Below are 14889 nucleotides of genomic sequence, written 5' to 3' on the forward strand. Positions count from 1 at the left end.
TGGGGGAGATGCGGAGGAAGGAGGAGACGGTATGCACGCAGACCGGAGCGACCGGCGCACGCGGTATACACAGATGGTCCTGAAAAAGAGCCTGATCGAGTGGATGGAGCAAAAGCCGCTTGCAAAGATTACCATCAAAGAGCTCTGTGAGCGGGCGGACATCAACCGCTGTACCTTTTATGCCCATTACCGGGATCAATACGATCTGCTGCAGCAGATCGAGGACGAGATCATCTCCGAGATCCGGGAGCGGCTGTCCGCCTTCGATTTTCGCGCCGATATCGGCGAGGCCTTTCAAGTCGTGGAGCAGATTTTTCAGTATATCGCGGATAACCGCGACTTCTGCAGCCTGCTGCTGAGCGAGAAGGGCGATTTCAGCTTTCAAAAGCGGGTCACGGCTCTGTTTCAGGAGCAGTATGCCCAGCAATGGCAGGCGTCCCGCTCCACCGACCCGGAGACCGTGGAATATTTGTACCGTTATGTCATCACCGGCAGCATCGGCATCCTGCAGAATTGGCTGAAAAGCGGCATGCGCAAGTCGCCGGGTGAAATGGCGGGACTTTTGCTGCGGCTGACCAATCAGGGCCTGGCCGCTTTTTCCTGACGGTCCGCTCAAGGCAGGCGAATTGGAATGGGATCATTGGCCTGCTTGCCCAATCTCGGCCCGGTGTTGGCGGAACGTCTTCACAAAATCGGCGTAGATACCCCGGAACCGCTGCGGAGCATGGGCAGCCGGGCAGCCCTGATACAGATTCGCGCCCAGGCGGACCCCAACGCCTGCCTGCACCAGCTGCCGGCCCTGGAAGGGGCGATCCGGGGCGTACGCAAGAAGGAGCTGCCCGATACCTGCAGGACCGAGCTGCGTGCCTTTCATCAAAGCCTGAAATAAAGGAGCGTTTGCGTGTTTAAACTCATCCAGACCGAAGGCCGTGCCCGGCGCGGCGAATTTACCTGTGCCCATGGCACGGTACAGACCCCGGTGTTCATGAATGTGGGAACCCAAGGCGCGATTAAGGGAGCTCTCTCCGCCCACGATCTGCGGGAGATCGGCTGCCAGGTGGAGCTGTCCAATACCTATCACCTGCACCTGCGCCCCGGAGACGACGTGGTGCGCGCGCTGGGCGGGCTGCACCGGTTCATGGACTGGGACGGCCCGATCCTCACCGATTCCGGAGGCTTCCAGGTCTTTTCTCTGGCTGGACTGCGGAAGATCCGGGAGGAGGGCGTCACCTTTGCCTCGCATATCGACGGGCGGCGGATCTTTATGGGGCCGGAGGAGTCCATGCGGATCCAGTCCAACCTCGGCAGCGACATTGCCATGGCTTTTGACGAATGCGTGGAAAATCCGGCCACCTATGAATATGCCAAGGCCTCCTGTGAACGCACGCTGCGGTGGCTGGAGCGGTGCAAAGCAGAGCATGACCGGCTCAACGCCCTTCCGGAGACGGTGAATCCGGGACAGATGCTCTTCGGCATCAATCAGGGGGCGACCTTTCCGGACTTGCGCATCTGGCACATGCAGCAAACCGCAAAGATCGACTGTGAGGGCTACGCCATCGGCGGTCTGGCGGTGGGAGAGCCGGCACAGGTCATGTACGATATCATCGACGTGATAGAGCCCTATATGCCCGTGGACAAGCCGCGCTATCTTATGGGCGTGGGCACCCCTTCCAACATCATTGAGGGCGTGGCGCGGGGCGTGGACTTCTTCGACTGTGTCATGCCTGCCCGCAACGCCCGACACGCCAAGCTTTTTACCTGGTCGGGCGCCATGAACATCAAGAATGAAAAATACAAGCTGGACGAGCGGCCCATCGACCCGGACTGCGCCTGCCCAGTGTGCCGCTCCTTTTCGCGCGCCTATCTGCGCCACCTCTTCGCGGCAGGGGAGATGCTTGCCATGCGCCTTGCGGTACTGCATAACCTGTATTTTTACAACGCCCTGGCCGGACGGATCCGGCAGGCCCTGGATGAGGGCTGTTTTGCGGACTTCCGGGCGGAATATTCCCCCAAATTGGCCGGACGCCTGTGAAGAATCTGTGAATCCTGCGAAAAAGGCTTGTCAAATCCTGCATTTCGTTTTATAATAGCTTTTACGTGATGAAGAGGTTCATCCAAGTATTTATCGGAGGGGATTGTTTTGCTGACACAGGTAACGAGTGCGATGCTGACGCAGGAGGGCGGCACCGGAAGCATGCTGAGTATGATCCTGCCCTTTGTCCTGCTGATCGCAGTCTTTTATTTCCTGCTGATCCGGCCCGAGAACAAAAAGAAGAAAGCGGCTGCCAAGATGCGCTCCGAACTGGCGGTGGGGGATGAGATCACCACCATCGGGGGAATCGTCGGCACCATCTGCGCAGTCAAGGAGGACACCATCGTCATTGAGACCGGCGCCGACCGCGTGCGCATGGAATTCACCAAGTGGGCGATTTCCACCAAGGGCACCCAGGCCACGGAAAACGGCGCGGGCGAGACCAAGGATTCCAAGGACAAGAAGTAATACGAAACGCCCTCCCGGCATATGTTCCAGTAGGAACGTGGCAAGGGAGGGTGTTTTTATGCGGAAAACAGAGGAGGATCAGGCCGCGAAGCTGCTGCGCTACGGGGTCGGGATCGTTTTGGGTGGGGCCGCGGCGCTGGCGGTATGCCTTTTGTTCCTGCTGGCTGCCTCGGTGCTCATCTCACGGGGGCTTTTGGCGGACGGTCTTACTTATCAGCTGAGTATCGTCGGCTGTGTGGTGGGGGCGTTCGCAGGCGGAATGCTGGCGGTTCGCCGCTGCGGCAGGCGTACGCTGATCGTAGGGCTGTGTACCGGAGCGGTGCTTTTTCTGCTGTTGCTTACGGTTGGCGTGCTGTTCTTTGAGACCATGTCGGTGGAGCAGGGCGGGATCGGACTGCTGTGCGGCGGTCTGTGCGGCGGCGCGGCCGCTGGGCTGCTGGGCGGCGGAAAGCGGAGCGGTGGAAAGAAAAAGCGCAGAAAATAATTGAAATCGGGCCGCGGCTATGCTATAATCCTCCTAAACCATTTGTTATGGGAGGGAAACCAGAATGAAGCATGTGAAGACGCTCAACGGCGCGACTCTGAAAAACAGCGCCGCCCACGGCGGCTGCGGCGAGTGCCAGACCTCCTGCCAGTCCGCCTGTAAGACCTCTTGCACCGTGGCAAACCAGAAGTGCGAGAATAAGTAAGAACCGCTGATTGGAGAGGGTGGGGTTTCCCACCCTTTTTCCATGGAATGCGCCAAGTGAGGATCAAATTTATGGTACATACCTTTCAAGCCCTCGGCGTCAATGTCGCCGTGGATGTCAACAGCGGCGCCGTCCATGTGCTGGACGAGCTGACGTATCACCTGCTGGAGCAGGTGAAGCCCCCCATAGCGGAACACTGTCCGGAGGAGGTCTGCCAGACGTTGTCCCGGTATGCCCCCGCCGCGCTGGAGGAGGCGTGGCAGGAACTGCGCAGCCTGACTGCGGAGGGGCTGCTCTTCGAGGAGGACGACTACATCGACCGGGAGAAGGCGGCCTCCATGCAGCAGCAGGCACTGGTGAAGGCGCTGTGCCTCCACGTCTCCCACGACTGCAATCTCCGGTGCAAATACTGCTTTGCCTCTACCGGAGACTTCGGCACCGGCCATCGCCTGACCATGGACGCCGAGACCGCCAAGCGGGCCATCGACTTTGTCATCGCCAAATCCGGCCATCGCCGGAACATCGAAGTGGACTTCTTCGGCGGCGAACCGCTGATGGCCATGGATACGGTGAAGCGGACGGTGGAATATGCCCGCTCCATCGAGGAAGCACACGGAAAGTGTTTCCGCTTTACCATTACCACCAACGGCGTACTGCTTGACGACGAAACCATCGAATACATCAACCGTGAAATGTCCAATGCGGTGCTGTCTCTGGACGGACGCAAAGCGGTCAACGACGATCTGCGTCCCACAATCAACGGCAAAGGCAGCTACGACGTGATCGTACCGAAGTTTCGAAAGCTGATCGAAGGCCGTGGAACCAAGGACTATTATCTCCGCGGTACGTTTACCCGCTTCCACCAGGACTTTGCAGAGGATGTGAAGGCCCTGGCCGCAATCGGCAAAAACATCTCCGTGGAGCCGGTGGTGGGGAAGGAGACGGATCCCTATGCTCTCCAGGAGGCCGACCTGCCTGCGCTGAAGGCAGAGTATGAACGCCTGGCCGAATACCTGCGGGATCATCCGGAGACGAACTTTTTCCATTTCAACGTAGATCTGGCCCAGGGCCCCTGCGTGATCAAACGCCTGCGGGGCTGCGGCGCAGGTTGCGAATATGTGGCCATCACGCCGGAGGGGGATATCTACCCCTGCCACCAGTTTGTGGGCAACGAGGAATACAAGCTGGGCAGTCTGTACGATGGAAGCTTTGATCAGGCGTTGTCCGGAACATTTGCCGCCCTGAACATCTATACCAGAGAGGAGTGCCGGAGCTGCTGGGCCCGGTTTTACTGCTCCGGCGGCTGCAGCGCATCCAATCTGCTTGTCAACGGTGACATAAAACGCCCCCACCGTGTCGGATGTGAATTGGAGCGCAAGCGGCTGGAATGCGCCATCGCGCTGAAGGCCATCGCCGCCGGTATGGGAGCGTAGGGTATACAAATTGTAATTATACAGACTGTAATCGGCAGGATTGGCCCGCAAAAACGAATATCTTGCGCAAAAGCCTACGGACAATACCACATATAGAGCCTGTACGGCGCCGCACGCTGCGGCGCCGTACTCTTTTGATCACGAGGTTTACATAATTTAATTTACATAATACATTGGCATAATATACAAAAATGCGATTTTTTGCAAAGATTTCTTGCACAAGCCGATCGAGTGGTCTATATTTGTATATACCGCTTCCACTTTTGCCGCTTCTACTTGTCCCGGCGCGCGCATATGCTCTCACGGAGGTGAGGCTGGATGCGCAGGGCGGTCGCAGGCGTTTGGGATGTGCCGGATGGCGGTTTTTTCCCCGCACTGGCCATAGTAGGGGCTTTTTTTCTGGCAGGCGGCCTGGCAGGCTGCATCCTCGCCTCTTGCGTGGACGGCGGCGGCGGCGAGAGCTTGAGCGCCTATCTTCAAAGCTTTTTAAGCGCTGCGCGTGCCGGCGCGGTGGACGCGCCGGCCGTATTGTCTCTGGTATGGAGTACGATCCGGTGGCCTCTGCTGGCGCTGCTGCTTGGCTTCACCGCCTTGGGACTGCTGGGCCTGCCGATCCTCTTCGCGGCGCGCGGTTTTCTGCTCGCCTTTTCCATCGCCTCCTTTGTGCGCCTGTTTGGCAGCACCGGCTGCCTGCTGGCGTTTCTGGTCTTTGGGATCACCGGCGCCGTGGCGATCCCGGCGCTTTTTGTTCTGGGCGTGCAGAGTTTGCTGGCTGCGCGGGTCTTGGCCAGCCGCTTTTTGGGGGAGGGGAAACGTCCGTCTCCCTACGGAAAGGCCTATTTTCTGCGCTGCGGCGGGTGTGCCGCGGCGCTGTGTGTGTGTGTGCTGCTGGAGCAGCTGGTCGTACCTGCCCTGATTTCCGGGATGGCGGGTCTGCTGGCTGCCGCCTGAGCAAAACAGGAAGTAAGAGGGTGTTGGTGACAATGGAGTATCTGGAGGGTTATGAAGCGTATCTGGTCACAGAAAAAAAGGCATCCTCCAACACGCTCAGTTCCTACCTGCGGGATGTGAACCAGTTTGTCCGCTGGCTGGAAGGGGAGGGGCTTTCTCCGGAACAGGCTGCCCAGCCGGATGTGGAGAGCTACACCAAGCACTTGTCGTCCAAAGGGAAATCGGTGGCCACCGTCACACGGTCCCTGGCCTCCTTGAAATCCTTTTATACTTATATGTTGGGAGCGGGCCATGTGGCGCTGAACCCTGCCAGAGGAATCGCGCCCGCCAAGGTGGAACGCAAACTGCCCCAGATCCTCACTTCAAAAGAAGTCGAGCTTTTTCTGGAACAGCCTGATCCGGCCGACGCCAAGGGCTGCCGGGACAAGGCCATGCTGGAGCTGCTTTACGCCACCGGGATCCGCGTTTCCGAACTCATCAGTCTGGATCTGGCACACCTGAATCTCTCTGCCGGCTTCATCCGATGCCCCGGCCGTGGGAAGGAACGCATCATTCCATTGTACCAGACGGCGGTACGGGCGCTGGGTGATTATGTGGAGCATGTGCGGCCCCAGATGGTGGAGCGACCCGACACCAGCGCCTTGTTCGTGAATATGAGCGGAGAGCGCATGAGCCGCCAGGGCTTTTGGAAGATCATCAAGCACTATCAGGAGAAGGCTGGGATCCAGAAGGACATCACGCCCCATACGCTGCGCCACTCCTTTGCCGCTCACCTGCTGGAAAACGGCGCCGATCTGCGTTCGATCCAGGAGATGCTGGGGCACGCAGACATTTCCTCCACTCAAATTTACGCCCAGCTGGTAAACCAAAAGCTGAAGGATGTCTATAATAAAGCACATCCACGGGCATAGAATGATTGTGCCGGACTTCTCAACGGCAGATTCTTCTTTTGAACAAAGAGGGCCGCGGAAAACGCCGCGGCCCTCTTTGCACCCATTTGCTTATTGCGCAGGGTTTTCTGCTGTGATACAATATTCTGCGTATGGATTGAGGAAGGTGAGGTCCCCTATGATGATTTTGGGCATCGACCCGGGCTTCGCCATCGTGGGCTTTGGGGTAATAGAGGCCGAACGGGGACGGCAGCGGCTGGTCCAGTGCGGGGCCATCAACACTCCGGCGGGGGAACCGCTGCCCAAACGGCTTTTGCAGATCGCCAATGATATGGACCGGCTGTTCGAGCTGTTCCAGCCTGATGCCATGGCGGTGGAGGAGTTGTTTTTCAACAACAATATTACCACCGGTATCGGGGTGGCGCAGGCCCGCGGTGTGATCCTGACCGAGGCGGAGCGCTTCGGCGTGCCTATCTTTGAGTACGCTCCCTCTCAGGTCAAGCTGGCGGTGGCGGGCTATGGCAAGGCGGAAAAACGCCAGATAATGGATATGACGAAGCGCCTGCTGAGCCTGAGGACCGTGCCCAGGCCGGATGACGCCGCCGATGCGCTGGCCATTGCCCTGTGCCACGCCCGGTCGTACACCTCCCGCCTTCAAAGCCCGGATGCCGCCCGGCCGGGCAGCGGCCGGTACGCGGTGCGAAAGGATTAGGACCCGTACTTGCCGGGGCGGGGCATGGTCCGGGCGAGTGTTTGCCGTACAAGGCGATCTGACGCAAGCCATACGTTTGTGTATGGCAGGGAGAAGCAACGCGGCACGGCGGAAGCCGGCCCGCCCGGACGGTGCGCAATCCTTGCGAATACCGGTTCTGAGGAGACGATACGATGTTTTACTATGTCAAAGGCACCGTGGCCCACGTGGCTCCCTTTCTGGCCGTGATCGACTGCGGGGGGGTCGGCTATGCCTGCCGGACCACCAATACTACGCTCTCCCGCCTGGAAAAGGGAGCGCCCGCCACGCTCTATACCCACCTGAACGTGCGTGAGGACGCCATGGAGCTGTACGGTTTTTATTCAGAAAATGAACTCAACTGCTTTCGAATGCTCATCGGGGTATCCGGCGTGGGGCCCAAGGCGGCGCTGTCCATCCTCTCGGCCACCACGCCGGAGGGACTGGCCATGAGCATCATCACCGGGGATGAGAAGTCGCTCACGGTGGCCCAGGGCATCGGGAAAAAGATTGCCCAGCGCATTATTCTGGAGCTGAAAGACAAGCTGGCCAAGGGACAGCTTGCGGCATCCGGGGAGACTTACGGCGGCACCGGCGTGACCGTCATTCCGGAGAACAAATCCAGTGAGGCCGCCGCCGCGCTGGCCGTGCTGGGCTACAGTCAGAACGAAATCGCCGCCGCCCTCAAGGGCTTGGACATGGAGCAGCTCAAGCTGGAGGAGATCGTCAAGCACGCCTTGAAAAAGATGGTAAAGTAGGGGAGGGCGCCATGCTGTTAATCGTCCACGGAATCTTCATCCTGCTGTTTCTGACTCTGGCCGCCGTTTTTTTCCGCGGAAAGGGCGCGTTCCTGATCGCAGGGTACAACACCGCCAGTCCCGAAGAAAAGGCAAACTATGACGAGAGTGCCCTGTGCCGCTGCATGGGCCGGCTTATGCTGGCCCTGGCTGCCTGCTGGGCGGTCATCGCGCTGAGCGCGGTATTCGATGCGATGATACTTCTGTGGGTCGGGCTGGCGCTCTTCTTCCTTACGGTCGTGACCGGAGTCATCTATCGAAATACATCCAAAACGGTGAGGCGCAAATAGGTTCTCCAGCCGTTTCAAAGGAGTGGACCCATTGAGTATCGATTTTTCCGAGCAGGGCGGCTTTGAGACCCAGGAGCCGCTGGTCACCACCTCGCTGACCCGTGAGGACGAAGGGGAATACTCCCTGCGGCCCAAGGCGCTCAGCGAATACATCGGACAACAAAAGGCCAAGGAGAACCTGTCTGTTTTCATCCAGGCCGCAAAAATGCGTTCCGAGCCGCTGGACCACGTGCTGCTCCATGGCCCCCCGGGCCTGGGCAAGACCACGCTCAGCGGGATCATTGCCAACGAGATGGGGGTCAATATCCGCATTACCTCCGGCCCCGCCATCGAAAAGCCCGGCGACCTGGCCGCCCTGCTGACCAACCTGAATGAGAACGATATCCTTTTCGTAGATGAGATCCACCGGCTCAACCGCTCGGTGGAGGAGATCCTCTACCCGGCCATGGAGGACTACGCCATCGACATCATCATCGGCAAGGGCCCCTCCGCCAACTCCATCCGGCTGGACCTGCCGCATTTCACGCTGATTGGAGCTACCACCCGTGCCGGACAGCTCTCCGCGCCCCTGCGGGACCGTTTTGGCGTTACGCTGCGGCTGGAGCTGTACACCCCAGAGGAGCTTTCGCTCATCGTCAAGCGGTCGGCGGGCATCCTGAACGTGCCCATCGAAGAGGAGGGCGCCATGGAGATCGCCCGGCGCAGCCGGGGCACTCCGCGGATCGCCAACCGGATGCTCCGGCGGGTGCGGGACTTCGCCCAGGTAAAGGCCGGCGGCGTGATCACCCGGGGCGTGGCCGACCAGGCGCTCTCCGCGCTGGAGGTGGATTATCTGGGACTGGACGCCATTGACCGTCGGATGCTCACCAGTATCATTGAGCACTATTCCGGCGGGCCTGTGGGCCTGGAGACCCTGGCCGCTACCATCAACGAGGAGGCCGTGACTCTGGAGGACGTGTATGAGCCCTATCTGATGCAGATGGGCTTTCTGACCCGCACGCCCCGGGGACGCTGCGTCACCCGGCGGGCCTACGAACACTTGGGCCTGAGCGTCCCGGGCGGAGCACTGGACCAGCTTTCATTCTAATGTGTGATCGGACGGAAAGGAAGGATTTTTATGGGCAGATTATTTGGCACCGACGGGATCCGTGGTGTGGTCAACGCCGGGCTGGACGCCCGGCTGGCGTTCCAAGTGGGCATGGCGGCCGCCTATGTTATGGCCGAAGCGAAGGGCGGAGGACAGCCTCGTTTCACCATCGGCAAGGACACCCGCATCTCCTCAGACCTGCTGGAGGGGGCGCTGGTCGCGGGACTGTGCTCCGCCGGGGCGGACGTGCTCCATCTGGGGGTCATCCCAACGCCCGCCGTGGCCTGGATCACGGTGGACGCCAAGGCCGACGCGGGCATCGTGATCTCGGCTTCCCACAATCCCTTTGAACACAACGGCATCAAGATCTTCGACCATCGGGGCTTCAAGCTCTCCGACGCGCTGGAGGGAAAGATCGAGGAGATCGTCCTGAGCCGGATCGCCGTGCCGCTCAAGACCCACGGTGAGATCGGCCGGGTCATCTATGCCGACGAGAAGGAGGCGCAGGACTACATCGACTATCTGGTCTCCACGGTGGACACAGACCTTTCGGGCCTGCACATTCTGGTGGACTGCGCCAACGGCGCCGCTTCCGCCACCGCCGCGCGTCTGTTTGACCGTTTCCCCGACCTGCATACCGATGTGATCCATGCCGACCCGGATGGAGTGAACATCAATCACGGCTGCGGCTCCACCCATTTGGACAGCCTCAGGGCCATGGTGAAGGCGGGCGGCTATGATCTCGGCATCGCATTTGACGGCGACGCAGACCGTTGCCTGATGGTAGACGAAACCGGAGAGGAGATCGACGGCGATCAGGTCGTCGCCTCCTGCGGGCTGGCTCTGAAGCAGGAGGGAAAGCTTCCCGGAAACGCCCTGGTCGCTACCGTGATGAGCAATATGGGCCTGCGGGTCTTCTGCCGGGAAAACGGGATCGATCTCCACTGCACCGACGTAGGGGACCGCAACGTGCTGGAGAAGATGGAGGCGTGCGGTTATATGCTGGGCGGCGAGCAGTCCGGCCATACCATTTTCCGCAAGTATGCCACCACCGGCGACGGCCAGCTGACGGCGCTGCAGTTCCTGTCTCTGCTCCACAAATCGGGTAAGCGCGCTTCGGAGCTGGTGGCAGGCTGCCGGCGCTATCCTCAGGTGCTCATCAATGTCCCTGTGGCAGGTCAGGCGCAGAAGAGCGCGATTATGGCCGACCCATCGATCCGGGATGCGGTGACCGCCCAGGAAGACGCGATGGCCGGGACGGGGCGCGTGCTGGTGCGCCCTTCGGGCACGGAATCCCTGATCCGGGTCATGGTGGAGGCCCAAAGCGAGGGTGATGCACGAAACGCTGCAGAGGCTTTGGCAAATATCATAAAAATCTATGGATAAGCTCGAAATATTTTGCGCAAAAGCTTGACAAAGCCTTTTTTATCTGCGTATAATATGCAAGGAGATCCGGCATGAAAGCAGATCATACCCGGCAATCGGAACGCGCGGACGAAGCTCTGTGTACGTTGGCCGCATCAGGCGACCGCATCGCAGAAGAAGCCCTTGTGATGCGCTATCATCGCCTGGTGCGTATTTGTGCCCGCCCGTATTTTCTGGCGGGGGGGGACAGTGAGGACCTTATCCAGGAAGGAATGGTGGGCCTGCTGGCCGCGATTCGGGAATACGATTCCGGGAAAGCGGCTTCCTTTCGTACGTTTGCGGAGGTCTGCATCAAAAACCGTCTGATTTCCGTCATCAAAGCAGCAGCAAGAGATAAGCACATACCGCTGAACAACTATGTCTCGTTCGAAACCCCTCTTTTTAGCGGGAACGGCGACCATTATGCTTACGGCGCGGCGGATCAGCTCCAGGAAGACCCAGAGGCCATCCTGCTCGGCAGGGAGGCGTTTCAGGAGCGGATGCGGGCGCTGGAGGGCCAATTGTCCGGTTTCGAAGCAAGCATACTTCGGTTGTATCTGAACGGTCTGTCCTATTCCGAAATTGCAGCCGAGGTAAACAAGTCCCCGAAATCGGTGGACAACGCTGTCCAGCGCATCCGGCGCAAATTGGCACAGCACCATTCTTTTGGCGATTTCAGCGAGAGCTGAACGCAATATTACACTGTCCCAGCATAATCGGTTATTCCGGACCTGGGCAACAAAGCAAAGAGAGGGTAAAATCATGTACGAAGACAAGACTCTGGTATGTAAGGAATGTGGCCAGGAGTTCGTGTTCACCGCCGGTGAGCAGGAGTTCTATGCCGAGCGCGGCTTCCAGAACGAGCCCCAGCGCTGCAAGGCGTGCCGTGACGCCCGCAAGGCCGCTTCCCGCGGTCCTCGCGAGTACTTCACCGCGACCTGCGCTGCCTGCGGCGGTGAGGCCAAGGTGCCCTTCGAGCCCAAGTCCGATCGTCCCGTGTACTGCAGCGATTGCTTCGCTCGTATGCGTGAGCAGGGCTAACAGCCTGAAGAGAGAAAGGGACGCCCGCATGGGCGTCCCTTTTTTGCGTCTTTCTCTGACCGCTTGCCGAATGGGCGTGGATTCGGTTTCGGATGCATCCCCTGCGGCCTCCGGTTTAAATGGGGGGAAACGTGCAGCCACGGCGGAGGGAAAGAGCACAGGGGGATAACAGATCGGTTTGATGCGGCGGCGCGAGGGCCGTCAAGGAAGTTGGCTCTGCAGGGAAAACAAGAAAATTGATCTGTGTCTTGAAAAAAGACGAAAGATAGGATATACTACTAATATCCTAGAAATTTGGAGGTCTATCTGAAATGGCTCAGATCACGAAAGATACCATTATCGGCGATATTCTGGACATCGCTCCCGAGACCGCGCCCATCTTCCTGTCCATCGGTATGCATTGCTTGGGCTGCCCCTCTTCCCGCGGCGAAACCGTAGAGCAGGCCTGCATGGTGCACGGCGTGGACGTAGACGAGCTGCTGGCCAAAATCAACGCCAGCGTCGGCGCCGCGAAGTAAGAAACATCCGAAAAAAGAGCGGCCTTGGCCGCTCTTTTTTTATCCTGGGCAAGAGAAGAGAGGAGGATAGCCCCATGGAACTTTCTCCGCGCCTGCGCTCCGTTGCCGGACTGGTGCCCCCGGGGGCGCGTTTTGCCGACGTAGGCACTGACCACGCTTATTTGCCGGTCTGGCTGCTCCAGCAGGGGATCATCGAGCATGCGCTGGTTTCCGACCTGCGCCCCGGTCCGTTGGACCGAGCCCGAAGCACCGCCGCCCGGTACGGTCTGGCGGAGCGGATGGAATTCCGCCTGTGTGACGGTCTTTCCGGCATTGCGCCAGCCGAGGCGGATACCATTGCCATAGCCGGGATGGGCGGGGAGACCATCGCCGCTATTCTGGCGGCCGCCCCTTGGGTGCGGGAGCAGGGGTGTCTGCTGCTGCTCCAGCCCATGAGCGCCCAGAGCGCCCTGCGGCCGTGGCTGCAGCGGCAGGGTTATCGGATTGAGCGGGAGCATCTGAGCCGGGAAGGGGATACCCTTTATACCGCCCTTCAAGTCAGGGCGGGCTTCATGGAAGCGCTCACCCCCGCCGAGCAGTGGGCCGGACGGCAGAGCAGGGAAACGGCGGATCCGTTGCGGCTGGAATATTTGACCCGCTTGGAAGCCCGGGCTGCCCGGGCCGTAACGGGACTGCGCCGCTCCACGCGGGCTTCCGATGCGCCGCGGTTGGAGGCGCTGGAGGCCGTACATCGTGGTTTAGCGAAAATGAGAGAGGAGTGGAGTACATGGCAACCGTAAGAGAGATCTATCAGCTTCTGGATACCCTGGCCCCCTTTTCCATCCAGATGGAGTTTGACAATGCTGGTTTTCTGGTGGGCCGCGGGGATCAGGCGGTCGACAGGATTCTGGTGTCCCTGGATATCACCGAGCCGGTAGTCTCCGAAGCCGCGGAGCGCGGCGCCCAGCTGATCGTCTCCCATCACCCGGTGCTCTTTCACCCGGCGCGCAGCATCACAGACGGCGATCCCACCGGGCGTATCCTGCTCGCGCTTGTGGAACGCAAAATCGCCGCTATCTGCGCCCACACCAATCTGGACACAGTCGCGGGCGGCGTCAACGACGCGCTGGCCCACCGGCTGGATCTGGTACAGATCGAGCCGCTCAAGCAGGACGGCGTGGACGCCTCCGGGCGGCCCTACGGCATCGGCCGGATAGGCAACACCGTGGGTGCGCCCATGTATGCCCCGGCCTTCGCCGCCTTTGTCAAGCGGCAGCTGGGCGCCAACGGCGTGCGCTACGTGGATGCCCGCCGCCCTGTGCGGCGGGTGGCCGTGGGCGGCGGCGCCTGCGCGGATCTGCTTTCCGACGCGCTGGCTCTGGGCTGCGACACGTTTGTGACCGCCGATGTGAAGTATAACGGCTTTTTGGACGCCAAGGCCCTTGGCATCAATTTGATCGACGCTGGCCACTATCCTACGGAGCAGGTGGTGGTGCCCGTACTGGCAAAGTGGCTCTCCGATGCCTTCCCCAAGGTGGAGGTTTTTGCCACAGACCGGCACAAAGAGGCGTTTTCTTATGGATAAGGGGTTGCCAATGCTTTCGTAAAGTGATAAACTATTTGCGCTGATTTTCGACTAAGGAAGGGAACGAGTAGTATGTCAGGACATTCCAAATGGCATAATATCCAGAAAACGAAGGGCGCGGCTGACGCCAAGCGTTCTCAGATATTCACCAAAATTGCCCGCGAGATGATCGTGGCGGTCAAGACCGGCGGCAGCGGCGACCCCAACAACAACTCCCGCCTGGCTACGGTCGTAGCGAAAGCGAAGGCCGCCAATATGCCCAACGACAATATCAAGCGCACCATTGACAAGGCACTGGGTTCCGGCAATGCCGACGCCTATGAGAATGTGACCTATGAGGGCTACGGCCCCTCCGGTGTGGCCGTCATCGTGGACGCTTTGACCGACAATCGCAACCGCACCGCCCCCGAGGTGCGCCATCTGCTGGACAAGTACGGCAAGGGGCTGGGCGCTACCGGCTGCGTGTCCTGGTCTTTTGACCGCAAGGGCGTCATCGTCATTGAGAAGGAAGATTTGGACGAAGACACCGTCATGATGGACGCCCTGGACGCCGGCGCAGACGACATGCAGGCAGAGGGTGAGGTCTTTGAGATCTATACCGACCCCGATGCCTTTGGCGCCGTGCTGGCCACACTGGAGGATAAGGGCTATCTGTTTGTCCAGGCTGCCGTAGAAATGGTTCCCCAGAACTATGTCAAGCTGGAGAACGAGGACGACATCAAGAACATGGAAAAGCTCATCGACCTGCTGGAAGAAAACGACGACGTCCAGAACGTGTGGCACAACTGGGATCAGGATTGAGTCCATGCAAAAAAGTCCGCTTCCGAGACGGAAGCGGACTTTCAGGCGGTCGAAAAACCCTCCTGGAGAAGAGCCTGGCAGAGTTGAGTCGTCCGCAGACGACGGAAGGAAAGGAAGCTTCGCCATTTCTGGCGACACGTGCGTCGGAAATGACACCTCTCATGACGGACAGGGCGACTTTTCCGCAGGAATCG

The 14889-nt window shown here is 59.7% G+C and carries 20 protein-coding genes; all 20 read left to right on the forward strand.

Translation table 11 applies throughout. The features are described from left to right. Nucleotides 1-31: 31 nt before the first annotated feature. The 20 genes from MR825_RS01660 to MR825_RS01755 all read left to right on the forward strand — a co-directional run bounded on the left by MR825_RS01660 (nt 32) and on the right by MR825_RS01755 (nt 14695). Complete coding sequence (locus tag MR825_RS01660; RefSeq protein WP_186906496.1) at nt 32-604, forward strand: TetR/AcrR family transcriptional regulator; 573 nt, start codon at nt 32-34, stop codon at nt 602-604. 27 nt (nt 605-631) lie between these two features. After that, nucleotides 632-889, forward strand: a complete 258-nt coding sequence (locus MR825_RS01665; protein WP_287878356.1) for a TfoX/Sxy family DNA transformation protein — start codon at nt 632-634, stop codon at nt 887-889. 12 nt (nt 890-901) lie between these two features. Continuing rightward, on the forward strand, nt 902-2032 hold the full coding sequence (gene tgt, locus MR825_RS01670) for a tRNA guanosine(34) transglycosylase Tgt (RefSeq protein WP_186906494.1): 1131 nt from the start codon (nt 902-904) through the stop codon (nt 2030-2032). A gap of 171 nt (nt 2033-2203) precedes the next feature. Next, on the forward strand, nt 2204-2500 hold the full coding sequence (gene yajC, locus MR825_RS01675) for a preprotein translocase subunit YajC (protein WP_186906601.1): 297 nt from the start codon (nt 2204-2206) through the stop codon (nt 2498-2500). 58 nt (nt 2501-2558) lie between these two features. Further along, nucleotides 2559-2984, forward strand: coding sequence for a TIGR04086 family membrane protein (locus MR825_RS01680; protein WP_186906493.1), 426 nt, complete (start codon nt 2559-2561; stop codon nt 2982-2984). A 64-nt stretch (nt 2985-3048) separates the two neighbouring features. Next, nucleotides 3049-3189 carry a six-cysteine ranthipeptide SCIFF gene (gene scfA / locus MR825_RS01685; RefSeq protein ID WP_186906492.1) on the forward strand — a complete coding sequence of 47 codons (141 nt, stop codon included), beginning with the start codon at nt 3049-3051 and terminating at the stop codon, nt 3187-3189. A 71-nt stretch (nt 3190-3260) separates the two neighbouring features. Continuing rightward, nucleotides 3261-4622: a thioether cross-link-forming SCIFF peptide maturase gene (gene scfB, locus MR825_RS01690; protein WP_256174947.1), complete on the forward strand. Its 1362-nt coding sequence runs from the start codon at nt 3261-3263 to the stop codon at nt 4620-4622. Between the two features lie 318 nt (nt 4623-4940). After that, nucleotides 4941-5573 (forward strand): stage II sporulation protein M, encoded by a 633-nt coding sequence (locus MR825_RS01695; RefSeq protein WP_186906490.1) that lies wholly within the window; start codon nt 4941-4943, stop codon nt 5571-5573. Between the two features lie 32 nt (nt 5574-5605). After that, complete coding sequence (gene xerD, locus MR825_RS01700) at nt 5606-6484, forward strand: site-specific tyrosine recombinase XerD (RefSeq protein WP_186906600.1); 879 nt, start codon at nt 5606-5608, stop codon at nt 6482-6484. Between the two features lie 157 nt (nt 6485-6641). Further along, nucleotides 6642-7175 (forward strand): crossover junction endodeoxyribonuclease RuvC, encoded by a 534-nt coding sequence (gene ruvC, locus MR825_RS01705; RefSeq protein WP_186906489.1) that lies wholly within the window; start codon nt 6642-6644, stop codon nt 7173-7175. Between the two features lie 173 nt (nt 7176-7348). Then, the gene (gene ruvA / locus MR825_RS01710; protein WP_186906488.1) at nt 7349-7951 is read left to right on the forward strand and encodes a Holliday junction branch migration protein RuvA; all 603 of its coding nucleotides are present in this window, start codon (nt 7349-7351) and stop codon (nt 7949-7951) included. An 11-nt stretch (nt 7952-7962) separates the two neighbouring features. Then, nucleotides 7963-8280, forward strand: coding sequence for a DUF3784 domain-containing protein (locus MR825_RS01715; RefSeq protein ID WP_186906487.1), 318 nt, complete (start codon nt 7963-7965; stop codon nt 8278-8280). Between the two features lie 31 nt (nt 8281-8311). Next, on the forward strand, nt 8312-9367 hold the full coding sequence (ruvB, locus tag MR825_RS01720; protein ID WP_186906486.1) for a Holliday junction branch migration DNA helicase RuvB: 1056 nt from the start codon (nt 8312-8314) through the stop codon (nt 9365-9367). Between the two features lie 30 nt (nt 9368-9397). After that, nucleotides 9398-10753 (forward strand): phosphoglucosamine mutase, encoded by a 1356-nt coding sequence (gene glmM, locus MR825_RS01725; protein WP_287878366.1) that lies wholly within the window; start codon nt 9398-9400, stop codon nt 10751-10753. Between the two features lie 71 nt (nt 10754-10824). Continuing rightward, the gene (locus MR825_RS01730; protein WP_186906484.1) at nt 10825-11460 is read left to right on the forward strand and encodes a sigma-70 family RNA polymerase sigma factor; all 636 of its coding nucleotides are present in this window, start codon (nt 10825-10827) and stop codon (nt 11458-11460) included. Between the two features lie 73 nt (nt 11461-11533). Continuing rightward, nucleotides 11534-11812 carry a zinc-ribbon domain containing protein gene (locus MR825_RS01735; protein ID WP_007487901.1) on the forward strand — a complete coding sequence of 93 codons (279 nt, stop codon included), beginning with the start codon at nt 11534-11536 and terminating at the stop codon, nt 11810-11812. Between the two features lie 311 nt (nt 11813-12123). Further along, a complete protein-coding gene (locus MR825_RS01740; protein ID WP_186906483.1) occupies nt 12124-12330 on the forward strand; it encodes a DUF1858 domain-containing protein in 207 nt (68 codons plus the stop codon). Between the two features lie 74 nt (nt 12331-12404). Further along, nucleotides 12405-13109 carry a tRNA (adenine(22)-N(1))-methyltransferase gene (locus MR825_RS01745; protein WP_287878387.1) on the forward strand — a complete coding sequence of 235 codons (705 nt, stop codon included), beginning with the start codon at nt 12405-12407 and terminating at the stop codon, nt 13107-13109. Beyond that, entirely contained in the window at nt 13097-13894 is a 798-nt protein-coding gene (locus MR825_RS01750) for a Nif3-like dinuclear metal center hexameric protein (protein WP_287878390.1), read from the forward strand. Before MR825_RS01745 ends, MR825_RS01750 begins: the two co-directional genes overlap by 13 nt. Nucleotides 13895-13966: 72 nt before the next feature. Further along, nucleotides 13967-14695: a YebC/PmpR family DNA-binding transcriptional regulator gene (locus MR825_RS01755; RefSeq protein WP_186906480.1), complete on the forward strand. Its 729-nt coding sequence runs from the start codon at nt 13967-13969 to the stop codon at nt 14693-14695. The last annotated feature ends 194 nt before the right edge of the window (nt 14696-14889 follow it).

It is taken from the genome of Lawsonibacter sp. (genome assembly GCF_022777125.1).
Lineage (GTDB): Bacteria > Bacillota > Clostridia > Oscillospirales > Oscillospiraceae > Lawsonibacter_A > Lawsonibacter_A hominis.